Raw genomic sequence first — 19,298 nt, 5'->3', positions numbered from 1 at the left:
TTATATTAATTATAAATAACTAACGATTTTAAATGATAAACATATTAAACCACGAGAAATATATGCAGTGAATCAATAATAAAGAACTTCTTAAGTTTTTATTGTAATCTTCTATACGCAGAAAGTTTTGGAAGAATATTAAAAAGGATATCAGTCATAATAATTGTTGGTCGGAGGAACTGAGTAGGAATGTTCAACCTGCTTGTACTCAATTTTCTCACCACCTCCTTGTGATGACGAAATAGCCAATGAAAAAAGGATTATGACAATAGGTCTAATCCTTTTTTCATTGGTGTATAGAAAATTTACAAACAGTATTCGCCTTTACTGTGCGGCTCTTCAGATCGAAGGAGTTTATCATAGATTGGGAATGGATTTTTGAATTCCATATGCATGAAAAAATAACAGAAAAAAATTTCAAAATGTGCGTATAAAATTATGAGTAAAACAGATTCTATGATTGTTGTTCATTTTAAATTCAAGGAGGAATTAACAACATGTCAGTACCATTTAACCAAGCAGGTCAATCTCTTCAACAATTTCAACAGAGAGCCGGGCAACAGGCTGCCCAAGGATTTCAAGCAGGCGGCTTCACACAACAAGCAGGCGGTTTTGGAGGCTTACAGTCAGTAATGCAGCCAGGATTCGCGGGCACTGACTCACAGCAAGTAAGACAAGAAATTCAACAAGACCTTGCTAACCAAAGCATGCAGCGTTCAGGTGGCTTTGGACAGCAGGCAGGTGGAATGATGCAAAGTAATGCTTTCGGAATGGGCACAGGCGGTTTTGGAGGAGTTCAATCAGTAATGCAGCCAGGATTCGCTGGAACGGACGCACAACAAGTAAGGCAAGAAATTCAGCAAGACCTTGCTAACAGAAGCATGCAGCAAGGCGGTTTCACACAGCAAGCAGGCGGTTTCGCTCCAATGGGCGGATTCACACAGCAAGCAGGCGGTTTCGCTCCAATGGGCGGATTCACGCAGCAAGCGGGCGGTTTCGCAGGCGGCGCGCAGTCAGTAATGCAGCCAGGATTTGCAGGAACGGACGCACAACAAGTAAGACAAGAAATTCAGCAAGACCTTGCGAATCAGAGCATGCAGCGCTCTGCAGGTGGTTTCACACAGCAGGCAGGCGGTTTCGCTCCTATGGGTGGTTTCACGCAGCAAGCAGGCGGTTTTGCTCCAATGAGCGGTTACACACAGCAGGCAGGCGGTTTTGGTGGCATGCAATCGGTAATGCAGCCAGGTTTTGCAGGAACAGATGCACAACAAGTAAGACAAGAAATTCAGCAAGATCTTGCTAACCAAAGCATGCAGCGTGCAGGAGGCTATACACAGCAAGCAGGCGGATTCACACTTGGAGGCGGATTCGGACAGCAAGCTGGCGGTGCCCAAGCAGGAATGTTTGCGGGAACAGGTTCAGCAATTTCTGGTACAGATGCTCAGCAGGTTAGACAAGAAATTCAGCAAGATCTTATGAACCAAAGTATGCAGCAGCAAGGCGGATTTGGACAACAAGCTGGCTTTACTCAGCAAGCAGGCTTTGGTCAAGCCGGTATGTTTGCTGGAGCAGGTTCAGCTATTTCCGGTACAAATGCACAGCAAGTAAGACAAGAAATTGCCCAAGACTTAAGCAATGCAAGCCAGCAAGGCTTCATGAGATAAATGTTAGTATAATAAAATGCCCTCCTCATCCGGAGGGCATTTTATTTTGAATGTTATATTTTAAAGGTTACTCATCAGCCTCTTTAAAATTCTTTCATAATCATCCCTGTCCATCCCAGGTGCGTACTCCTCTGGCTTTTCCTCAAAGTCAGGAAGATCCCCTATTGTTCCTAACGTCCAATCCTGAGACGTTTGCCTCATTTTTGCGAAACATGGGGTTTTTGCATTAATTTTCAAATTTGTGGTAAGATAAAAAAAAAACAGGAAGTGAATTTATTTTGATTAAAATTGAAATACCTGAACCGAATATTACCATTACTAAACAGGATAGACCTGAACTAAGCAACATTTATGGCTTTACTGATTTTCACTTGATACCGCGCGATAAAGGCGGGATTTTCATGTTTTATAATATTAATGATGAACTATTATTTGTCGGTAAAGCGAGAAAACTGAGACAAAGAATTAAAAAGCACTTTGAAGATAACGTATCACCTATCAAACCTCATCGGGACGAAGTATATACAATTGACATTTGCATTGTGGAAGAACCAATGGAAAGAGAAATTTATGAAACTTATATCATTAATAAATTGCAGGCGAAATACAATATCGACAAAGTGTTCTTCAGATAAATAAACTATATACGGGAAATATTACACCTCTGGAGCTTTAGGCTTCAGGGGTTTTTTATTTCTAAAGGAAACTATAAAATTCATGGTCGAAACAGGAGTTAAGCGGCTCTGACATCTTTAACGTAGTGAAAATAAGCAGCTTCTTTTACATACATGCACAGGACAAGGAATGCTTCGTCAGTGAAACAAGTGTACGAAGCAAAGCGGCAGCTTTGTGAGGATGTGCTGGCAAAGATGTTTGGCGCAGGATGGAGGTTGAAAGACCCTGATTTCAATACTGCCAGACTCTACTCGAGGTACCTTACGACAGGACGGGTGCAAATGGCTGTTCTTCTTCTGTCATGTCCTTGCTCGTTTTCTCGTAGATTGCGCTCGTGATTCAAGATATATGTACTGGTATGAAGGCGATCTGGAGAATGGATATGCCCCGCAGTTTGGCTGCTCGGTGTTTCATTTTGTATTAGTTGAAAAGGACATTATTTATTGAAAATTCTATTTGGCATGCTCGAATGCAATAATTATTATGCTTAACACATAAAAACCAGTGCTGAAAGGCGGAATTCATTGTTTAAGGCGGATTGGACACACTGTAATTCATATGATTTGATGGAATTAGGTTAAAATACCCATTTAAATATAATTTTAGGAAATTAACACTATAACAGAGTTATATTTGGATTTTACCTATAAAAAGGACGGCTGGTATGAAACAAAGTAAAGGATATACACTTCGCCTAACGATTAGTTTGCTAGTTATTTCATCAGTTTTGCTTACTGCAGCTGTGAGCACTTATTCATCGATTAGCTCCAATAAACGATCATTATCAGCAAACTACCTGGACTATAATTTTCAATATGCGAAAAAGCTGGCTTTAGAGACTAATACACTCCTATCTTCCATGGAGCAAAAATTGGAAGCCGTTGCAAAACTGACCAATCATCATGATTTTACGCAAGAAGAAATGGACCTTTTGTTAACGGCTAACAAGCAATTTTTCAATTCCATTTTTATAGCTGACTCTAACCGGGTCATTCAGAATATTAGTCCATCTAGCACCGGTTTAAAGCCAGGCATTCAATTAAATACTGAAACAGCTATGATGGCTGTAAAACTAAAGAAAGGGTTTATTTCAAAGCCCTATAAAGCTACATCAGGAAGGCTCATTCTTTTAATATCTTCTCCTATTTTTAATCGCGATGGAAATTATGGTGGATTTGTAGGCGGTACGATTTATTTGGAGCAAGATAATGTACTAAGTCAAATGTTATCAGAGCATTATTATGGGAATGGTTCATTTGTTTACGTCACTGACCAGGACGGACATATCGTATTTCATCCTGACAAGAAAAGAATTAATAGTTCAGCATTATCAAACAGCACGGTAAAGAAGGCACTTATGGGCAAGAGCGGTTGGCAGCAGGTTAAGAATTCTAAAGGAAAGGAATATTTTATGGGTTATGCGTATGAACCGAATACCGGCTGGGGGATTGTATCTCAGACTCCTGTTTCGGTATTGAATCAGCCGCTTAATGATTTGATACTCCAAATGATTTTAAAATCCTTGCCTCTCTTTTTATTAATATTATTGATTTCCTGGATTATTGCGCATCGTATTTCAATACCGCTCCATTTATTGGCCAAAGGCTCTGAAGATGCGATTGTAAATAAAAATAATGTACGCGTCCAGCCCAAAATGACTTCTGGGATCTATGAAGTGAGGCAGCTTTACAAGCATATTAACAAACATTTAGAGCTATTAAACAATGAAAATAAAATCGACGGGCTGACTGGACTGGCAAATAGAAAAACCTTTCAGCAGGAGATCGAGGAATGGTTTGAGAGTAAGATACCTTTTTCCCTTATTCTTTTGGATGTCGACCACTTTAAAACAATCAATGATACATTTGGACACTTAGCTGGTGATGAAGTGTTAAGATGCCTGGCTTCTACACTTCGCCTGTATTCCAGAGAAGGAGATGTAAATTTTAGGTATGGCGGTGAAGAGTTTGGCGTTCTCGTAAAGAATGCCGACAAAGATACAACTTTCCAAATAGCAGAACGAATAAGAACAGCGATTGAAAAGGCCATTCCTCCTACTGGAAAGAAGGTCACCATCTCGCTTGGGATATCAGAGTTCAACAATGATACATCAAATACAGATGAAATTTTCCAAAAGGCGGACTATGCTCTCTATCAATCCAAGTCAAATGGTAGAAACATCACTACTATCTATAAGGATCAATATACAATAAGCCATTAACTGCCGGGGAGATTACCATGGAAAACTACAACCGTAAAATGATAAGTATTATATCAGAAAATAATAAAATTTCTTCTGATGACACACCCTTTTATGAAACAATGGGTCATATGCTGATTGAAAAAGTTCAAATTGGAATCTTTATAGTGGAAAAAGAAAATTTAACTTATGTAAATCCATTTTATGCAAAACTTTTAGGATATGAAAAACAGGAATTAACAGAAAAAAGGTTTTCCCTTGAAAAATTCATCCACGCAGAAGACCATTCTATAGTAAACAGCCATATTGAAAAACAAGATTCGGGATATAGTGATGGGTCACTGCACATGGTTCGCCTGATTAAAAAAGACGGTACAATCCTGTTCTCTGAATTCAATATAACTACTGCCGAAATCAATGGAAAACCAATTTTATTTGGAACTGTGATCGATATTTCAGAACAATTAACAGTTCAGCAGCAGCTGAGGGAAAGTAATGAACGATATAAATCCCTCTTTGAAAACAGTCCTGATGCCGTTTTCTCATTTAATGATGAAGGTAAATTTGTTAGTGCTAATTCCGCATCCGAGCTGCTGTCAGGATATTCGGCTGAGGAGTTACTGGAGATGTCCTTTATGTCGATTGTGTCTAATGAGGATTTGCCAATTGCGATAAAGAATTTTGCAGATGGAAAGCAAGGAATTTCGAATAACTACAAAATAACTGTAGTACGTAAAGATGGACAAAAAGTCCATTTAGACACTATCCATTTTCCTATGAGAGTGAATGGAGAAATTATAGGTACTTATGGTGTTGCAAGGGATATTACAAAAAAATTTGAATATGAGCAGCAAATGGAGAAGCTTGCTTTTTATGATCCTCTTACAAATCTCCCGAATAGGAAGCTATTTGAAGACCGGTTAGGACAACTTCTCAACCGTTCATATGATGAGGATTACCCCTTTGCCATAATGTACCTTGATTTGGACCGGTTTAAATTCATTAATGACTCGTTGGGTCATCAAAATGGGGATGAATTCTTAAAGCTGGTAGCGTCACGGTTACAGCAAAATCTGCGAAAAACAGATACGATCAGCCGAATGGCTGGGGATGAGTTTACAATCCTGCTACCGGAGACTACTAAAGAAGAAGCAATAAAATTAGCAGTACATTTAAATCAAGCGGTAATGGAACCATTTGAAATTGCGGGTAATTCTGTAACAGTTTCTGCAAGTATTGGCATTGCTTTAAGTACGGATATTGATACGAAAACCGATGATATAATCCGGAAGGCTGATACCGCGATGCAGCATACTAAAAAATTCAAGAAAAACATCTATACACTATATACGGATGAGCTGGATACAAAAGCTTCCTATATATTCTCAATTGAGCACGATTTAAATCTTGCTATTGAGAATAATGAATTGGAATTGTATTATCAGCCAATTATAGATCTAAAAACAAATCAGCTGAAAGCAATGGAAGCTCTAATTCGGTGGAACCATCCAGAACATGGACTAATTCCACCTAGCGATTTTATTCCTGTCGCTGAGGAAAGTGGACAAATTATTGAAATTGGTTCATGGGTACTGAAAACTGCATGCCGGCAGAATAAAAAATGGCAGGACTCCGGGATTCTTCCTTTTAAGGTAGCAGTGAATGTTTCTACTAAACAGCTGCAGCATTACAACTTTATCAATACTGTAATCAAAACACTGGAGGAAGAACAATTAGAACCTAAATGGCTGGAGCTGGAGGTTACGGAGAGCATTCTGCTCGACGATGTTGCATTAATAAAAGGAAGTTTATTAAAATTAAAGGGTATAGGTATTTCTCTCTCAATAGATGATTTCGGTACAGGATATACCTCTTTAAGTTATTTGCGAGAATATCCTTTTGATAAAATAAAAATTGATCGCAGTTTTATTGATGACATTAATCGAGACTTGAATGGAAAACGGATCACATCCGCCGTTATATCTTTAGCCCATAGTTTAAATATGAATGTCGTTGCGGAAGGCATTGAAAATGAAAGCCAACTGAAATACCTGCATGATGAATGCTGTGATGAAGGACAGGGATATTTTTTTAATAGACCATTACCAGTAGATATACTGAAATTCAACTAAATTTATATCACTCTCGCAGGGCATTAATCGCTACATGATCCTTACATATAAATAGGGTTTCATTGACTATGGTAAGGACATGTATTATTCGAAGCCCTTTGAATTCAAATATAACTGATAGCTTAACTTCCTTTTTTTCTTCAGATAAATTTTGTAAATTATTGGAGCAATAATGGCCCCTGTCCAACCCGGATAGGGGTTTTTTTGTGGAATAGCATGTATCACGTCTTTGTTAACGAAGATGAACGTAATTTCCTGGGGAGTCGAAACTCCGTAGTCCCTGCTGTTTTGGTTTGGAGCTTAAAAGCAGCGCGGATGTCAACTGCAATTAGCATATAAAAATGGCAGGATTTGTGTTTGCAATGCAAATTCAAATTTTCTAAAATTAATTTACACTTCGTTTAAGATGACTAATGCATAGATACGCTAAAAAAGCCCAGAACGGGGATTTCCAGGTAAACTGAATTCAAAATTCCGAAGATGCTCATTAATTTATAATAAGGAACATGGAGAGGTTGAAATTTCCAGTACCATTCATAAAAACGGGCTGGTTGTCAATATTATGGATACCGGCGCGGGAATTGCAGCGGAAGAGTATCCAAAATTATTTGTGCCATTTTATCGTGTCGATGACACAAATTCAGAAGAAATGGGAATTGGGTTTTCGTTGGTAAAGACACTGGTGCAGACGATGGGCGGAAGTAACTGTTGGTTTTCGATTCCCATGAGAATTGATGAGGGGAGATCAAAATGAAAGTATTGATTGCCGAGGATGATTCATCCACACGAAAATTCTTAAAGCATTTTATTGAGAGATTGCCAAATTTCGACATAGTTGGCGAAGCCTGCAATGGGGAAGATCTAATAAGCAGTATTGTGACGAGCAGGCCGGATATTGTATTAGTTGATATTGGGATGCCTTTATTGAACGGCATGGATGCTATTAAGTCCTGTGTTAACCTTTTTCCAATGCTGCAAGTAATCTTTATTACAGGTTCTGATGATTACGCACTTGAAGCATTCAATGTTAAGGCGGTGGATTATATTTTAAAGCCTGTTGAGGGAGTGAGGCTTTATACCGCTTTGGAACGGGCGGCACAAAACCACGATCAAGCTTTGAATAAAAAAACCGCTCCCAAAAAGGATTTAATGATTAAGCTAAATCAAAGCATCATTTTTATTCCACAGGAAGAAATTTTATTTATCGAAAGGCTGGAGCGAAAATCAGTTATCCATACAAAAGTGAGGCAGTATGAAACAAATGATTCATTGGGCCATTTAGGAAGCCTGCTCGATTCACGTTTTTTGGCATGCCATAGATCCTATATTATCAATATGGAGAAACTGGAAATGGTTGAAGCGAGCGGCCAAAGCTATAAAGCCCATTTTAAAAATTATGAAAAGACAGCAAAAATATCAAAAAACAAGCTCGTCGAACTACAGCAATATAAATCATAGGAAAAACTCGACAAATGATTGTCGGGTTTTTTAATGAATTCGGCAAAAATTATTACTGGGGTATAGCTATGGCTAACTAGTGCAGGAAGGGATATCTACACTCAGCACCAGCGAGCAATAACTATTTCGCAGGTTCCCGACCCACCCCGTCCGAGGACGTTGCCTCAATAAGGACAAGCTTGTACGGCGACATATCGCACGAACAAAGTAAGAGTTATGTGACGTTCTTCCTAAAGAAGGTGCTAATGCGCTTTTTTTAAAATTTATTAATTTTTGCCTGGAAGAACGATTATCCATTATCAATGGATTTAAAACCTTGTCGAAATATAGCAAAACATGTCTAAAAGCAATTGGACAAAATAATTCATCATCCATATTATTTTTAAGAGAGGTTGTAGAACCTTAGTCATGCCCCATAGGAGCTAATGAGAATCCTACTAAAAACAACGGTGACCATTTGCTTAATTTTTTCTTGGCAGCTGACATAAAAATCTTTTAATAATTGGTGATGAAATTGAAATCAAAGTGGACACAACAAGAAGTCAATTACCTACAAGAAAATGTCGGAATAATGAAACTATCAAGCATTGCGAAAAAGCTGGAACGCAGTGAGCAAGCTGTGCTGAGCAAGATGAAAAGACTTGGTATTTCCAATACAAAAGCCCAAACAGGCTATTTAACTACATATGAATTAGCTGCTCTGCTCAAAATTGATCCCTCTACTATAAGAGGGTGGATTGCAAATCATGGACTTCAGTACAAAAAAAGGGCAACGAGAACAAAACGAAAATGCTATTTTATTAGCCCGGAAGATTTCTGGAAATGGGTGGAATTAAATCGAGAGAAAATTGATTTTTCTAAAATTGAGCATCAATCTATCGTTCCTGAACCAGACTGGGTGGAAAAAGAGAGAGCGAATGCAAAACCTTCTGTATATAAAGTTTGGAGCGTAAAGGAAGAAAGAAAGCTGATGCTGCTGTTTTCCCAGGGCTGTACCATCAAAGAGGTTGCCGGGCAGTTAAACCGTTCAATAGTCAGTGTTCAACGGAAGTTTCAGCGTTTAGAAAGCTGTTAATTGGAAAAGCGGAAGCGCCCTGGGTAAAGGAAGAACAGCTATCATTGCCGCGTCGTCACAAAGCTGCCGCTTTGTTTCGTTCGATGTGCTGCTGATCCTTCCTTGTCCAGTGCAAATGCCTCTTTCATACTAGAAGAGAGCAAGTAACCGGGGTGCAAACACTCGGAACATGACTGCTGTAAAGTCTTACATATAAGTTTTCTTTCTCTATACACGTAAAGCAGTCCTATAGAAAAGTATATTTTAGTAAAATTTACCCCTTAAACTTCTTCATATAAAACCGATATTAAATAATAATCGACGTATTTCGACTTAAAGGGGATTGGAATTTTGAATATTAAAGAATTAGTACGCAACATTCATAAAAGCGTAGAAGATCTTGATTTGGTAACTGCAAGAAAATACATAGAAGAAAATTTGAGTTTACTAAATGATAATAAATCCCTCTTAAAGGGCAATGCGCGTGAATTGCTGGACATTTTGGCAAATCGGCTGGAAGAGGGCCATGAACCTCTTTCAAGATCGGAAATGGCCACGATTAACGCCATCAATTCTTTTGCTTCCAAATTCGATGTAAGATCCATTAAGGTGACGATAAAAAATAAAGAGCAGCTGCTGTTGAGGAAGGACTTTGCAGATCATCTTACCGCAGACGCAAAAATCATACTGCAGGGGATGGGAGCTATCACAAAATAAAACAACCTTTCACATCAGAAAAAGGACTCAGCTCATTTGACTGAGTTTTTTTAATTTGAATTTCTCTTTATTTGAATTCGAAAATTGGTTTTTAAGTCTGACAAATAAAAAATTGTCCAATAGTGATAGTTCCTGTCTAAACAATTTTAATCTTTTTTAACCACTAAAAGTTTCTGAAAATTTTATAACTTACCATCTTCGGTGAATAATATTTCTTTCTGATAATAAGGAGCAATTGAAAACAACATGGAAATTTATGAGCTAAGTTTAGCCATTGCTTTTGCAGTGATAGCAGCTCTGATTGCTGCACTATTTTTTTATATCGGCTACAGATTAGGCGTTAAAAAGAATAAAAAACAGGATGCTCAAGGACACGAAGAAATGTATTTGGAAATCACAAAGACCATGAGGAGGGAACTTAAGGAGAGTGAAAAGCGCTATCACAGGCTAATTGAAATGTCTCCCCAGCCAATGGCTTCGCATCGTGAAGGAAGGATAAGCTATATCAATCCCGCCGGGGTCGATCTCTTGGGAGCAAACAATATCGATGAAATTATTGGCGTGGAAATTATTGACATTGTTCATCCGGATTATCGCGAGATAGCCACTAACAGGATGCAGCTTCTGCAGGAGAAGAAATACTTAGAACCGATAGAATATAAGATTATACGCTTTGACGGAAAAATGGCAGAAACAGAGGTTACTTCGATATACGATGAACATTTTGATTCAACCCTTATTGTTTTCAGAGATATCACTGAACAAAAGAAAATGGAATTGGCAATACGGAAAAGCGAGGAACGGTACCGGCGGATGGTGGAACTATCTCCTGTGTCCATTTCTGTCTTTACCGAAGAAAAATTTATCTATGCTAACACCACAGCATTAAATGCATTGAGAGCACAGCGTCCAGAGGATGTAGTGGGAACGTCCCCCATGGACTGGGTTCACCCGGATGATAAGGAAATTGTTAGCCGGTTAATAAAGAATGTTCAGGCAATTGGCTATATGCCGCCGGTGGAATATAAAGTACTCCGTTTGGACGGTGAAGCGATAGATGTATCAGCCACGGCCATTTATGATTCCCAAACATCATCCATTGAACTTGTATTTGAGGATATTACGGACAGGAAACGTATACAAAAGGCACTTGTGGAAAGTGAAAGGATAAACCGGCGGCTGGTGGAACTTTCACCTGAAGCCATTGTTCTCCATATTGACTTTGAATTTGTTTATATAAATCCAGCAGCCGTCGTTTTGTTCGGTTCACCGGGTTTCAGTGAAATGCCTGGACAAACTTATTTGGAAAGGGTCCACCAGGATTTTCAAGATACAGCCCGTGCCCGCGTTACATCAGTATATGAACAGCAGGGCACATCTCCCTTTGTGGAGCAAAAAATAGTACGCTATGATGGAACTGTAATCGATGTTGAGGTCATTTCAACGTATGTTCCATATAAGGGGAAAAATGCATGTTTAACATTGATCCGTGACATAACAGAACGAAAAAAAGCAGAAGAGGACAGGCTGCGCGCCGAGAAAAGAATCCGCGATAGCGAAGATTGCTATTTCCGTTTACAGACCAGTCTGGACCAATTCTCCCACGATTTGTTCGGCATAATGAAAATCTCCGAACTTAAGCGTCGCCTGGTTAAAGAGGTCAAAGAAGTATTCCTCACAGACTCTGTATGTGTAATTGAAATTCGCCAAAATAACGAAAAAAACATAGTAAGCGGCAATGAAGAATTACCGGAGCGATTTCTGGCTCATATCGCCAGACAGGAACATGAGGAGCAGCCTTTATGTGAAATTATGAATGCGCCGGATGGCAGCTATATAAAAATTAGCCAAATTAACGAGACAAGTTTTTTTCTGGCTATCGGAGAAAAACCTTCATCATTGCAGCTTTCGCCCAAAAGAATTTGGCTGAAAACTATTTGCCGTTATGTAAGTGTGTTATTTGACAATTTTCAGGTCATCGAGGATTTGACCAAGGAAATTGAACAGGTCGCTAGCCATCAGCTTGCACCGTCTTGGCTGCTGAGGCTGTTGTTCAACTTGTCCGAAAATGAGAGAAAGCGCCTATCCCAGGATTTGCATGATTCCGCGCTTCAAGAGCAAATTGTTTGGTATCGCATGCTTGACCAGCTTTCAACGGATCAAGGGGTTCCCCCGGAAATTCAGCGGCAGCTCGGCCAAATCAGCCAGGGGCTATTAGATGTCATTTACCAAATTCGGATCACATGCAATGAATTAAGACCGCCTATGTTAAAAGAAGAGGGCATCGTATCATCGCTTGAAGCATTATTTGAATTCGTACAAATGCGTACTAATTTTTGCATTCTGTTTGATGCGGACAGCTTTTATCATTCTTTGGATGACGAACAATTATTAGCGATATACCGAATTGTTCAGGAACTGGTGGCGAATGCAGCTAAGCATTCGAATGCAAAGGCGGTCCAGTTTACATTGAAGAGCAACCTGGATAGTTTCGAATTGTTTTATAAGGATAATGGAGTGGGCATGGACTTAACGGAGGGAAAGGATTCATTCATTAGCATGGGTGTTTATGGAATGAAAGAACGTGTGCGCAGCATGGATGGACGAATTGACTTTCAATCGGAGCCGAACAACGGATTGGAAGTAATTATTTCCATACCGGCTGTTCTGAAAAAAGATCATTTTAATAGGGGTGATATTTACTCATGATTCAAATCTTATTGGTGGACGATCACCCGACTGTCATGGAAGGCACAAAAATGCTGCTTGAACAAGAAGGGGATATGAGTGTATTTCTTGCCAACTCCGGTGATGACGCGATGGAAAAGGTACAGGAACAGCAATTTGATGTTATGCTTTTTGACCTGCATATGCCCGATATTAACGGCATCGAGCTTGCAAAACGGGTGTTAAACAGAATACCGGAAGCTAAAATATTGCTATATACAGGACATGAATATAAAAATCATTTTAATTTAATGCTGGAAGCCGGTATTTCAGGGTTTGTCCAAAAGACGGCAAATAAGGAGCAGTTAGTTGCCGCTGTCCGATGCGCCTTAAGGGATGAAGTAATCCTGCCGATTTCCCTTGTTAAGCAATTAAAACGGACATCAATGCAAGTTTCAGAAGATAAGAGTTCAAACGAAACACATGCTATCAGTAATCATGAGTTTACAATACTAAAAGAAATCGCAAAAGGCAAAAGCAATAAAGAAATTGCGGAAATCTTGATAATGAGCCAGCGTTCATTGGAATATAATCTAACCACTCTCTTCCAAAAATTAAATGTGAAATCCAGGATTGAGGCAGCCCTGAAGGCTAAACAAATGGGGTTGTTATTAGATTCTGATTTCATTCAATTATAAAATAACATTTGATATGCGTTGCCTCATTTTCATTCGAAAGGAGAAAACGGTGTCCTCTGCTTGCGCAATAGTTAAGGTTCCTGTTAAAAATTCTCGTCTCCCTGTTTGGTGACGGGAATTTTTTCGTTTAAAAAACAGTTAAACACGTTACTTCCTTCAACTGGGTTCCGGCAAGTTTAAAAACTACTTTCTATGAAAATAGACACCGTCAGGTAAGGCGAGAACCATTGAAGTATGAAATGCAGCTGCCTTATATGGAGGGAATGAAGCGGATTATTTTTTCTAATTTCTATTAAGAACTTCGATATGTTGCAAACCCCCGCAAAATATTTGTGGTTACCACGCAATCATTTTTCGGTTACCAAAAGCACTATAACGCTTTATGATGAAATAGTCCCGAATGAACGCAAATATCTAAAACAGTTAATACGAATCTGGGGAAATTTTCATTTAAACAATAAATCAAATATAGGGGTGTTGGACATTGAAGTGGTTTTATAATTTGAAAACTTCTGCGAAATTAATTTCTGCTTTTGTCATTATGGCTATCTTACTCTCATTAGTAGGCATCTTTGGAATCAACAACATGGCAAAATTAAAGACTGATATAGAATTCATGTATAATGAAAGATTAATTCCCTCAAATGATATTGCGAGTGCGCAGGTTTTATATCAGCGAATGCGAGTAAACATCCGGGATATGAATTTTATAGCCACTACTCCCGAACAGAAGCATCAATTTGAACAAACGATAAATGAGCTTAGATCAGAAATTGAAGCTAAAATCGACAAGTACGAGAATACACTCATAATTAAAGAAGAAGAAGTAATTTTGAAGAAATTTGATACTGCATGGCAGGATTACAACCGCTGGATGGATCATGCAATTGAATCGGCCAATAAAGGCGACGTTGCTGAATATAAAAGGATTGCACCGGAATTCAAAAAATCCGGAGATTATGCCGAAGGTTTATTGCTGGAGTTAATAACCCTCAACACTGAGCTGGCAAAGACATCAAATGATGATGCCGACAAATTATATAATAGCTCCCGAACAATCACAATAACCATCATCATTATTGCAGTAATTTTCAGCATTGGTTTTGGCTACTTTATATCACAAGTTATTGCCCGTCCGTTAAACCGGGTGGTGGAACTGGTTCGAAAAGTAGCAAGCGGTGATTTAAAAGATACAACTGATATCAATTCAAAAGATGAAGTAGGGCAGTTAGCAGCTTCAACCAACGAAATGGTATTAAGCTTGAGAAAAACCGTGGGTGGAATCCTTGAATCAGCTGAAAGTGTTTCGGCTGCAGCCCAGCAAATTTCAGCAAGTACCGAAGAAATAGCGAGCGGAAGCTCTAATCAGGCAGATGCTGCCCAAACGATAAGTGAACTTTTCACTGAATTGTCAGTAGCGATTAATTCAGTAGCCGGGAATGCAGAGGAAGCAGCGGAACTATCAAGCAATACATTGCGTCTTGCTGAAGAAGGTGGAAAAGTAATTCGTTCTTCCATCGAGGGAATGAACCATGTTAACCAGCAAATGACCCTGCTTGAGGAAGATTCAAATAAGATTGGAGAAATCATCGAAGTGATTAATGATATTGCTGGCCAAACCAACCTTCTTGCATTAAATGCAGCAATCGAAGCTGCACGGGCGGGGGATCAAGGCCGCGGGTTTGCGGTTGTTGCTGATGAAGTAAGGAAATTGGCAGAGCGAAGCAGTGAAGCAACGAAAGAAATCACCTCAATCATCAAAGGCATGCAGGAAAACACCCAGCACAGCGTAAAAGCAGTTGGAGAAGGAGTCATCTCATCACGGCAAACAGGAGAAGCATTTGAAAATATCATTAATATGGTCAACCAATCTGCAACTAAAGTAGCGGAAATAGCCGCAGCAAGCGAACAGCAGGCTGCTCAAACGTCTGAAGTAATGGGCTCGATTGAAAGCATTTCTGCTGCCACGGAAGAATCTGCAGCGAGCAGTGAGGAAACGGCTGGAACCGCACAATCCCTTGCTAATTTGGCGATTGAGCTGAACAGCTCAGTGGAAATTTTCAAAGTAAATTAGTTGAAACAAAGCATTGCCCCTAATTCCAATTGAATTGGGGGTGACCGATTTGAAAGGAAGTGCAAGGTAAAATGTTAAGCCAGCATGAGAGGTTTGCAGTTCAAAATGTGCTAAAGCCATTCACCCCCTTTCTGCTCAGCGGAAACTTGACTTTAGACAAAAAAGAAATAATCAATTCCATGGTTTCAGAAGCAGTCTCAAAAGCAGCAATAATTGAGAAGGAGCGGCTAGCGGATAACCTGGAAAAAGCGATGACAGTTTTAATGGAAACTGTTCAGAAACAAATTCCTCCAAAAAAAGAACTGATGATTAAGCAAAAAAATACGATATCATTTGTGCCTTTCGAAGAAATATTATTCATTGAAAGAACCGATCGTAAGTCCTTCATACATACGATTCATAAAGTATACGAGGCGAATGAATCGTTATCCAGCTTTGAACAGGCAATTGATTCACGGTTTATCGTGTCCCATCGATCCTATATTATCAACCTTGAATATTTAACTAAAATCTGCACTGTTGGCCAAACATATAAATGCTATTTTAAGAACTATAACATTGCAGCGAAGATATCAAAGCATCGATTGGATAATATTTTACGCTGCAAGTCCGTATAAACGGGGAGGAGAGGAGCGGGATGGAAAATACATATGTACTTTTTAGTGTAATGAACGGCTCGTATGGAATAGACATCAACAATATCGTGTCAATAGAAAAAGTAACTGACACAACCCATATCCCTCAGATGCCAAATTATATGCTGGGGATTGTAAACATTAGGGAACAGATTATTCCCGTCATTGATTGCTCTAAAATACTTTACAACTATTCCATTCAATCTGATGAAAACACACGGTACATTCTAATCGAAGTGAATGGAACAGTCATTGCGTTAATGGTGGAAAGAACAAATCAAATTTTAGATCTAAATGAAGACGACATAAGACCCTTACATTCCATAGGGACAGGGAATATACCATTCCTGCACGGAGTGGCGATGCACGATGATGTAATAACGTCCATTATTAATATTGAGGAATTTTTCTCCTCGTTAAAGGATGTTGAACTCATAAGAAGCAAAGTTTCACAGCTGCATGACAAGTTAGCTGTACCGAATTGATCCGCAGCAAAACATAATATGTTAATAAAGGCTACCTGTATAAACAGGTAGCCTATAGCCATTTAACATATTAAATTTTTATTAACCTCTAGAAGGACCTGTAGGTTGTCCTACTGCCTGTGCTAATTGAGATTGAGCTGTTGCTACAAGTCGCTTAGTGATTTCTCCTCCAACAGAACCGTTAGCACGAGAAACTTGCTCTGCGCCAAGCTGGATACCGAATTCAGCTGCGATTTCATACTTCATTTGTTCAACTGCCATCTCTGCCCCTTGAACTAAAAGACGATTACGTCCTCCACCACCACTGCGTCGTGACATGTATTTCACCTCCTTGTTGGTTTGTAATCTTAATGTCCCACGGCTATGGCAGCTTAATACTTTGTAAATAGTGGTTAAATAATTTTATAGCAAAATGCACATAATACCATTTGTTAATTGTTGAAGACCTATGTATTCACCATGCTTTTTTGTAATAAATACGCTTCCTCCCTAATATTATAGGGAGGAATTCTGGCACTCGATTCTTTTGCGAACAAAGGGTTTTGACGTAAGTCAGAATCCTTTTTTACATCAATTAGCAACAATTGAAAACAAAATACAAGTTTTTAATCGGATTAAACGTTATATTGGAGATGAAACAATGTGATCCCTGGGAAGGTAATTTGAAGGCGTGAGGAAAGAAGGTTTATCAAAGTGAAATTGAGTATTTTAGATCAATCACCAATTCCTGCAGGAAAAACCGCGGGACAAGCATTGCAAGAATCAATGAAGCTTGCCCAAATCGGGGAAAAACTGGGATATGAAAGGTACTGGATTGCCGAACATCACGATTTGAAAGGGCTTGCTTGCCCATCCCCAGAAGTAATGCTTGGCTATATCGGGGCTAACACGGAGAAGATTCGGATTGGATCAGGGGCTGTACTGCTTCCGCATTATAAGCCTTATAAAGTTGCTGAATCGTTTAATCTGCTGGCAACATTATTCCCAGGCAGGATTGATATAGGAATTGGCAGGGCGCCAGGAGGATCGGCTGAGGTAAGCATGGCCCTTTCAGATAACTATTTGGAACAAGTGCGGAAAATGCCTGATTCATTTAAGGAACTGATGCAATTTTTATATAATGATTTTCCTGACGGACACTTATACTCCAAAGTAGCGGCTTCGCCATTACCTGCTGCACCCCCAGAGCCCTGGATTCTGGGAACTAGTGAAAAAAGCGGCCGTCTTGCGGCCGAAAATGGCACAGCCTATGCTTTTGGGCATTTTATGAGCGAGAAATCCGGTCCGGATATAATGAAAAACTATATCCAAAGCTACCAGGCAAATGGACGATTATTAAGTCCAAAATCAATTGTCGCTGTCTCCGTTATTTGTGCAGAGACCACAGAAAGAGCGGAGGAAATCGCCCTAAGCGCACAGCTATGGCAATTGCAGCTTGGAAAAGGAGAAGGTGATCAAGGGATTCCCTCCATTGATGCTGCGAAACAGTATTCATATAATATTGATGATAGAAATACTATTGACAAGATCAAGAAAAAAATGGTAATTGGCAATCCGCACAAAGTTAAACAAGAGCTTGCTGCGCTGCAAAGGGAATATCAAGCCGATGAGATCATGGTTATTACAATTACACATCAGTTTGAAGATCGGGCTAATTCTTACCGATTACTTGCAAGCGAGTTAATTCGCCGCTAAGCAAAACTAATGTAAAAACACCGTCTCACTTTTATATACTCCTTTGCCGTTATAAATAGGGAGAGACTAAACCAATTCTCTTCTTGCTCGCAGAAATACGGATTAGCCTCGCCGCCCTTTTGAGTGCTGAAACGGACATTGGGGCAATGCTGTATCTTTATCATGTAAGAAATATTGCTTCCATTCATGATTGTCTGCATTGCCATACTCATTCAAATTAAAATGGGGAGGAAGAGAATCATACTGGATTAACCGTTTGCGAATATGGGTCTTTATTTTTCCAGCAAGCTCATTCTTTTCAATGAATCTTTGCAGAACCCAACGAGGCGTAATGGCAAGCATCATAAATGGAAAGTGCCTGCTATTTCTGTTTTCATGCAATGGGGTTGCACAATACATAAAGTATCTCTCACCATGGAAACAGTACTCCCATAGGGGATCAGCAGGATCTGCCGGTACGTCGGCTGGCCACTCAGTTTCGTCCAATTCATGTACCCAGGTTAATTGCTTCCAGAATAACTCCTCAAAATATTTTACTGTACCGTTTAAAATCATTTCCTGAGGTGTAAAAAAAAAATGACCAGGGAAGTATAGCCGCCAAATGACTTTGACTTCTCTGTATATTCTTTCAGTAAAGCAGCAACCTGCCGGGCAGTTGACCGATCCCTTGGATCTCCTGCGAATCCATATCTAATCTGGTTAGAAGCATACGCTTGAGCAGCAGGGATACAGGGGAATGGGTGTTCTTTATCAGTTATCTTAGCATTAAATTCCTCCAATGCTTTCAACTGCCAGTCTTGGAGCTGTGAGATAAGCTTTGGATCTTTAAAAAATAAACTCATGCTTAAAGACCTCCTCAGTTAATAGGAATATTCAACCGAGAGGGCTATTGTACATTGTCCTTGCTGAAACATATTATAGTAAAGCTTTATGATCTTGATCTTGCTCGCATTGAACATTATTTATAGAAGGAAAAACGCATTTTCCGGCAATCTCCAGTAACGATTGGATAGAAGGAAGCATTAATTTCCCTAGATCCTGATCAGTAAAACAACCAATAAAATAGTAATTAGAACAATGGCTTAAAATTGAGCATTCCAATCCTATTCACTTAAAGTTAAAAAAACAATCAGATTAATCTAAG

General features: G+C 39.3%; 16 protein-coding genes and 1 pseudogene. 14 read left to right on the top strand and 3 right to left on the bottom strand.

Annotated features, from left to right (window positions below):
• Nucleotides 1–497: 497 nt before the first annotated feature.
• Entirely contained in the window at nt 498–1,664 is a 1,167-nt protein-coding gene (locus D0469_RS04980) for a hypothetical protein (protein ID WP_117325541.1), read from the top strand.
• A gap of 60 nt (nt 1,665–1,724) precedes the next feature.
• Here D0469_RS04980 and D0469_RS04975 read toward each other — a convergent pair whose 3' ends face one another.
• Nucleotides 1,725–1,865 carry a hypothetical protein gene (locus D0469_RS04975; protein WP_199478365.1) on the bottom strand — a complete coding sequence of 47 codons (141 nt, stop codon included), beginning with the start codon at nt 1,863–1,865 and terminating at the stop codon, nt 1,725–1,727.
• A gap of 77 nt (nt 1,866–1,942) precedes the next feature.
• Between D0469_RS04975 and D0469_RS04970 the strand changes: the two genes are divergently transcribed.
• The 12 genes from D0469_RS04970 (at nt 1,943) to D0469_RS04915 (ending at nt 16,459) form a co-directional block, all read left to right on the top strand.
• Nucleotides 1,943–2,299 carry a nucleotide excision repair endonuclease gene (locus D0469_RS04970; protein ID WP_117325540.1) on the top strand — a complete coding sequence of 119 codons (357 nt, stop codon included), beginning with the start codon at nt 1,943–1,945 and terminating at the stop codon, nt 2,297–2,299.
• Between the two features lie 704 nt (nt 2,300–3,003).
• A complete protein-coding gene (locus D0469_RS04965) occupies nt 3,004–4,560 on the top strand; it encodes a sensor domain-containing diguanylate cyclase (protein ID WP_117325539.1) in 1,557 nt (518 codons plus the stop codon).
• A gap of 17 nt (nt 4,561–4,577) precedes the next feature.
• Nucleotides 4,578–6,671, top strand: a complete 2,094-nt coding sequence (locus D0469_RS04960) for a sensor domain-containing protein (RefSeq protein WP_117325538.1) — start codon at nt 4,578–4,580, stop codon at nt 6,669–6,671.
• A gap of 460 nt (nt 6,672–7,131) precedes the next feature.
• Nucleotides 7,132–7,425, top strand: a complete 294-nt coding sequence (locus D0469_RS04955) for an ATP-binding protein (RefSeq protein WP_117325537.1) — start codon at nt 7,132–7,134, stop codon at nt 7,423–7,425.
• Nucleotides 7,422–8,129, top strand: a complete 708-nt coding sequence (locus D0469_RS04950) for a LytR/AlgR family response regulator transcription factor (protein WP_117325536.1) — start codon at nt 7,422–7,424, stop codon at nt 8,127–8,129. Before D0469_RS04955 ends, D0469_RS04950 begins: the two co-directional genes overlap by 4 nt.
• A gap of 514 nt (nt 8,130–8,643) precedes the next feature.
• A complete protein-coding gene (locus D0469_RS04945; RefSeq protein WP_158553352.1) occupies nt 8,644–9,204 on the top strand; it encodes a helix-turn-helix domain-containing protein in 561 nt (186 codons plus the stop codon).
• A gap of 330 nt (nt 9,205–9,534) precedes the next feature.
• Complete coding sequence (locus D0469_RS04940) at nt 9,535–9,900, top strand: hypothetical protein (RefSeq protein ID WP_117325534.1); 366 nt, start codon at nt 9,535–9,537, stop codon at nt 9,898–9,900.
• Between the two features lie 246 nt (nt 9,901–10,146).
• Complete coding sequence (locus D0469_RS04935; protein ID WP_117325533.1) at nt 10,147–12,609, top strand: sensor histidine kinase; 2,463 nt, start codon at nt 10,147–10,149, stop codon at nt 12,607–12,609.
• Nucleotides 12,606–13,265: a response regulator transcription factor gene (locus D0469_RS04930; RefSeq protein ID WP_117325532.1), complete on the top strand. Its 660-nt coding sequence runs from the start codon at nt 12,606–12,608 to the stop codon at nt 13,263–13,265. The genes D0469_RS04935 and D0469_RS04930 overlap by 4 nt, the downstream gene beginning before the upstream one ends.
• Nucleotides 13,266–13,749: 484 nt before the next feature.
• Nucleotides 13,750–15,339 carry a methyl-accepting chemotaxis protein gene (locus D0469_RS04925; RefSeq protein ID WP_117325531.1) on the top strand — a complete coding sequence of 530 codons (1,590 nt, stop codon included), beginning with the start codon at nt 13,750–13,752 and terminating at the stop codon, nt 15,337–15,339.
• Between the two features lie 71 nt (nt 15,340–15,410).
• Nucleotides 15,411–15,956, top strand: a complete 546-nt coding sequence (locus D0469_RS04920) for a LytR/AlgR family response regulator transcription factor (protein WP_117325530.1) — start codon at nt 15,411–15,413, stop codon at nt 15,954–15,956.
• Nucleotides 15,957–15,976: 20 nt separating this feature from the next.
• On the top strand, nt 15,977–16,459 hold the full coding sequence (locus tag D0469_RS04915) for a chemotaxis protein CheW (RefSeq protein ID WP_117325529.1): 483 nt from the start codon (nt 15,977–15,979) through the stop codon (nt 16,457–16,459).
• Nucleotides 16,460–16,540: 81 nt separating this feature from the next.
• Here the strand turns inward: D0469_RS04915 and D0469_RS04910 are convergent, their stop codons facing one another.
• Nucleotides 16,541–16,777 (bottom strand): alpha/beta-type small acid-soluble spore protein, encoded by a 237-nt coding sequence (locus D0469_RS04910; RefSeq protein ID WP_117325528.1) that lies wholly within the window; start codon nt 16,775–16,777, stop codon nt 16,541–16,543.
• Between the two features lie 375 nt (nt 16,778–17,152).
• Between D0469_RS04910 and D0469_RS04905 the strand changes: the two genes are divergently transcribed.
• Entirely contained in the window at nt 17,153–18,154 is a 1,002-nt protein-coding gene (locus D0469_RS04905) for an LLM class flavin-dependent oxidoreductase (protein WP_117325527.1), read from the top strand.
• Between the two features lie 102 nt (nt 18,155–18,256).
• Here the strand turns inward: D0469_RS04905 and D0469_RS22070 are convergent.
• Nucleotides 18,257–18,996, bottom strand: a pseudogene (locus D0469_RS22070) (YqcI/YcgG family protein).
• Between the last annotated feature and the right edge of the window lie 302 nt (nt 18,997–19,298).

It is taken from the genome of Peribacillus saganii (assembly GCF_003429095.1).
GTDB lineage: Bacteria > Bacillota > Bacilli > Bacillales > DSM-1321 > Peribacillus > Peribacillus saganii.
This window is presented reverse-complemented; position numbering and strand designations above follow the sequence as displayed.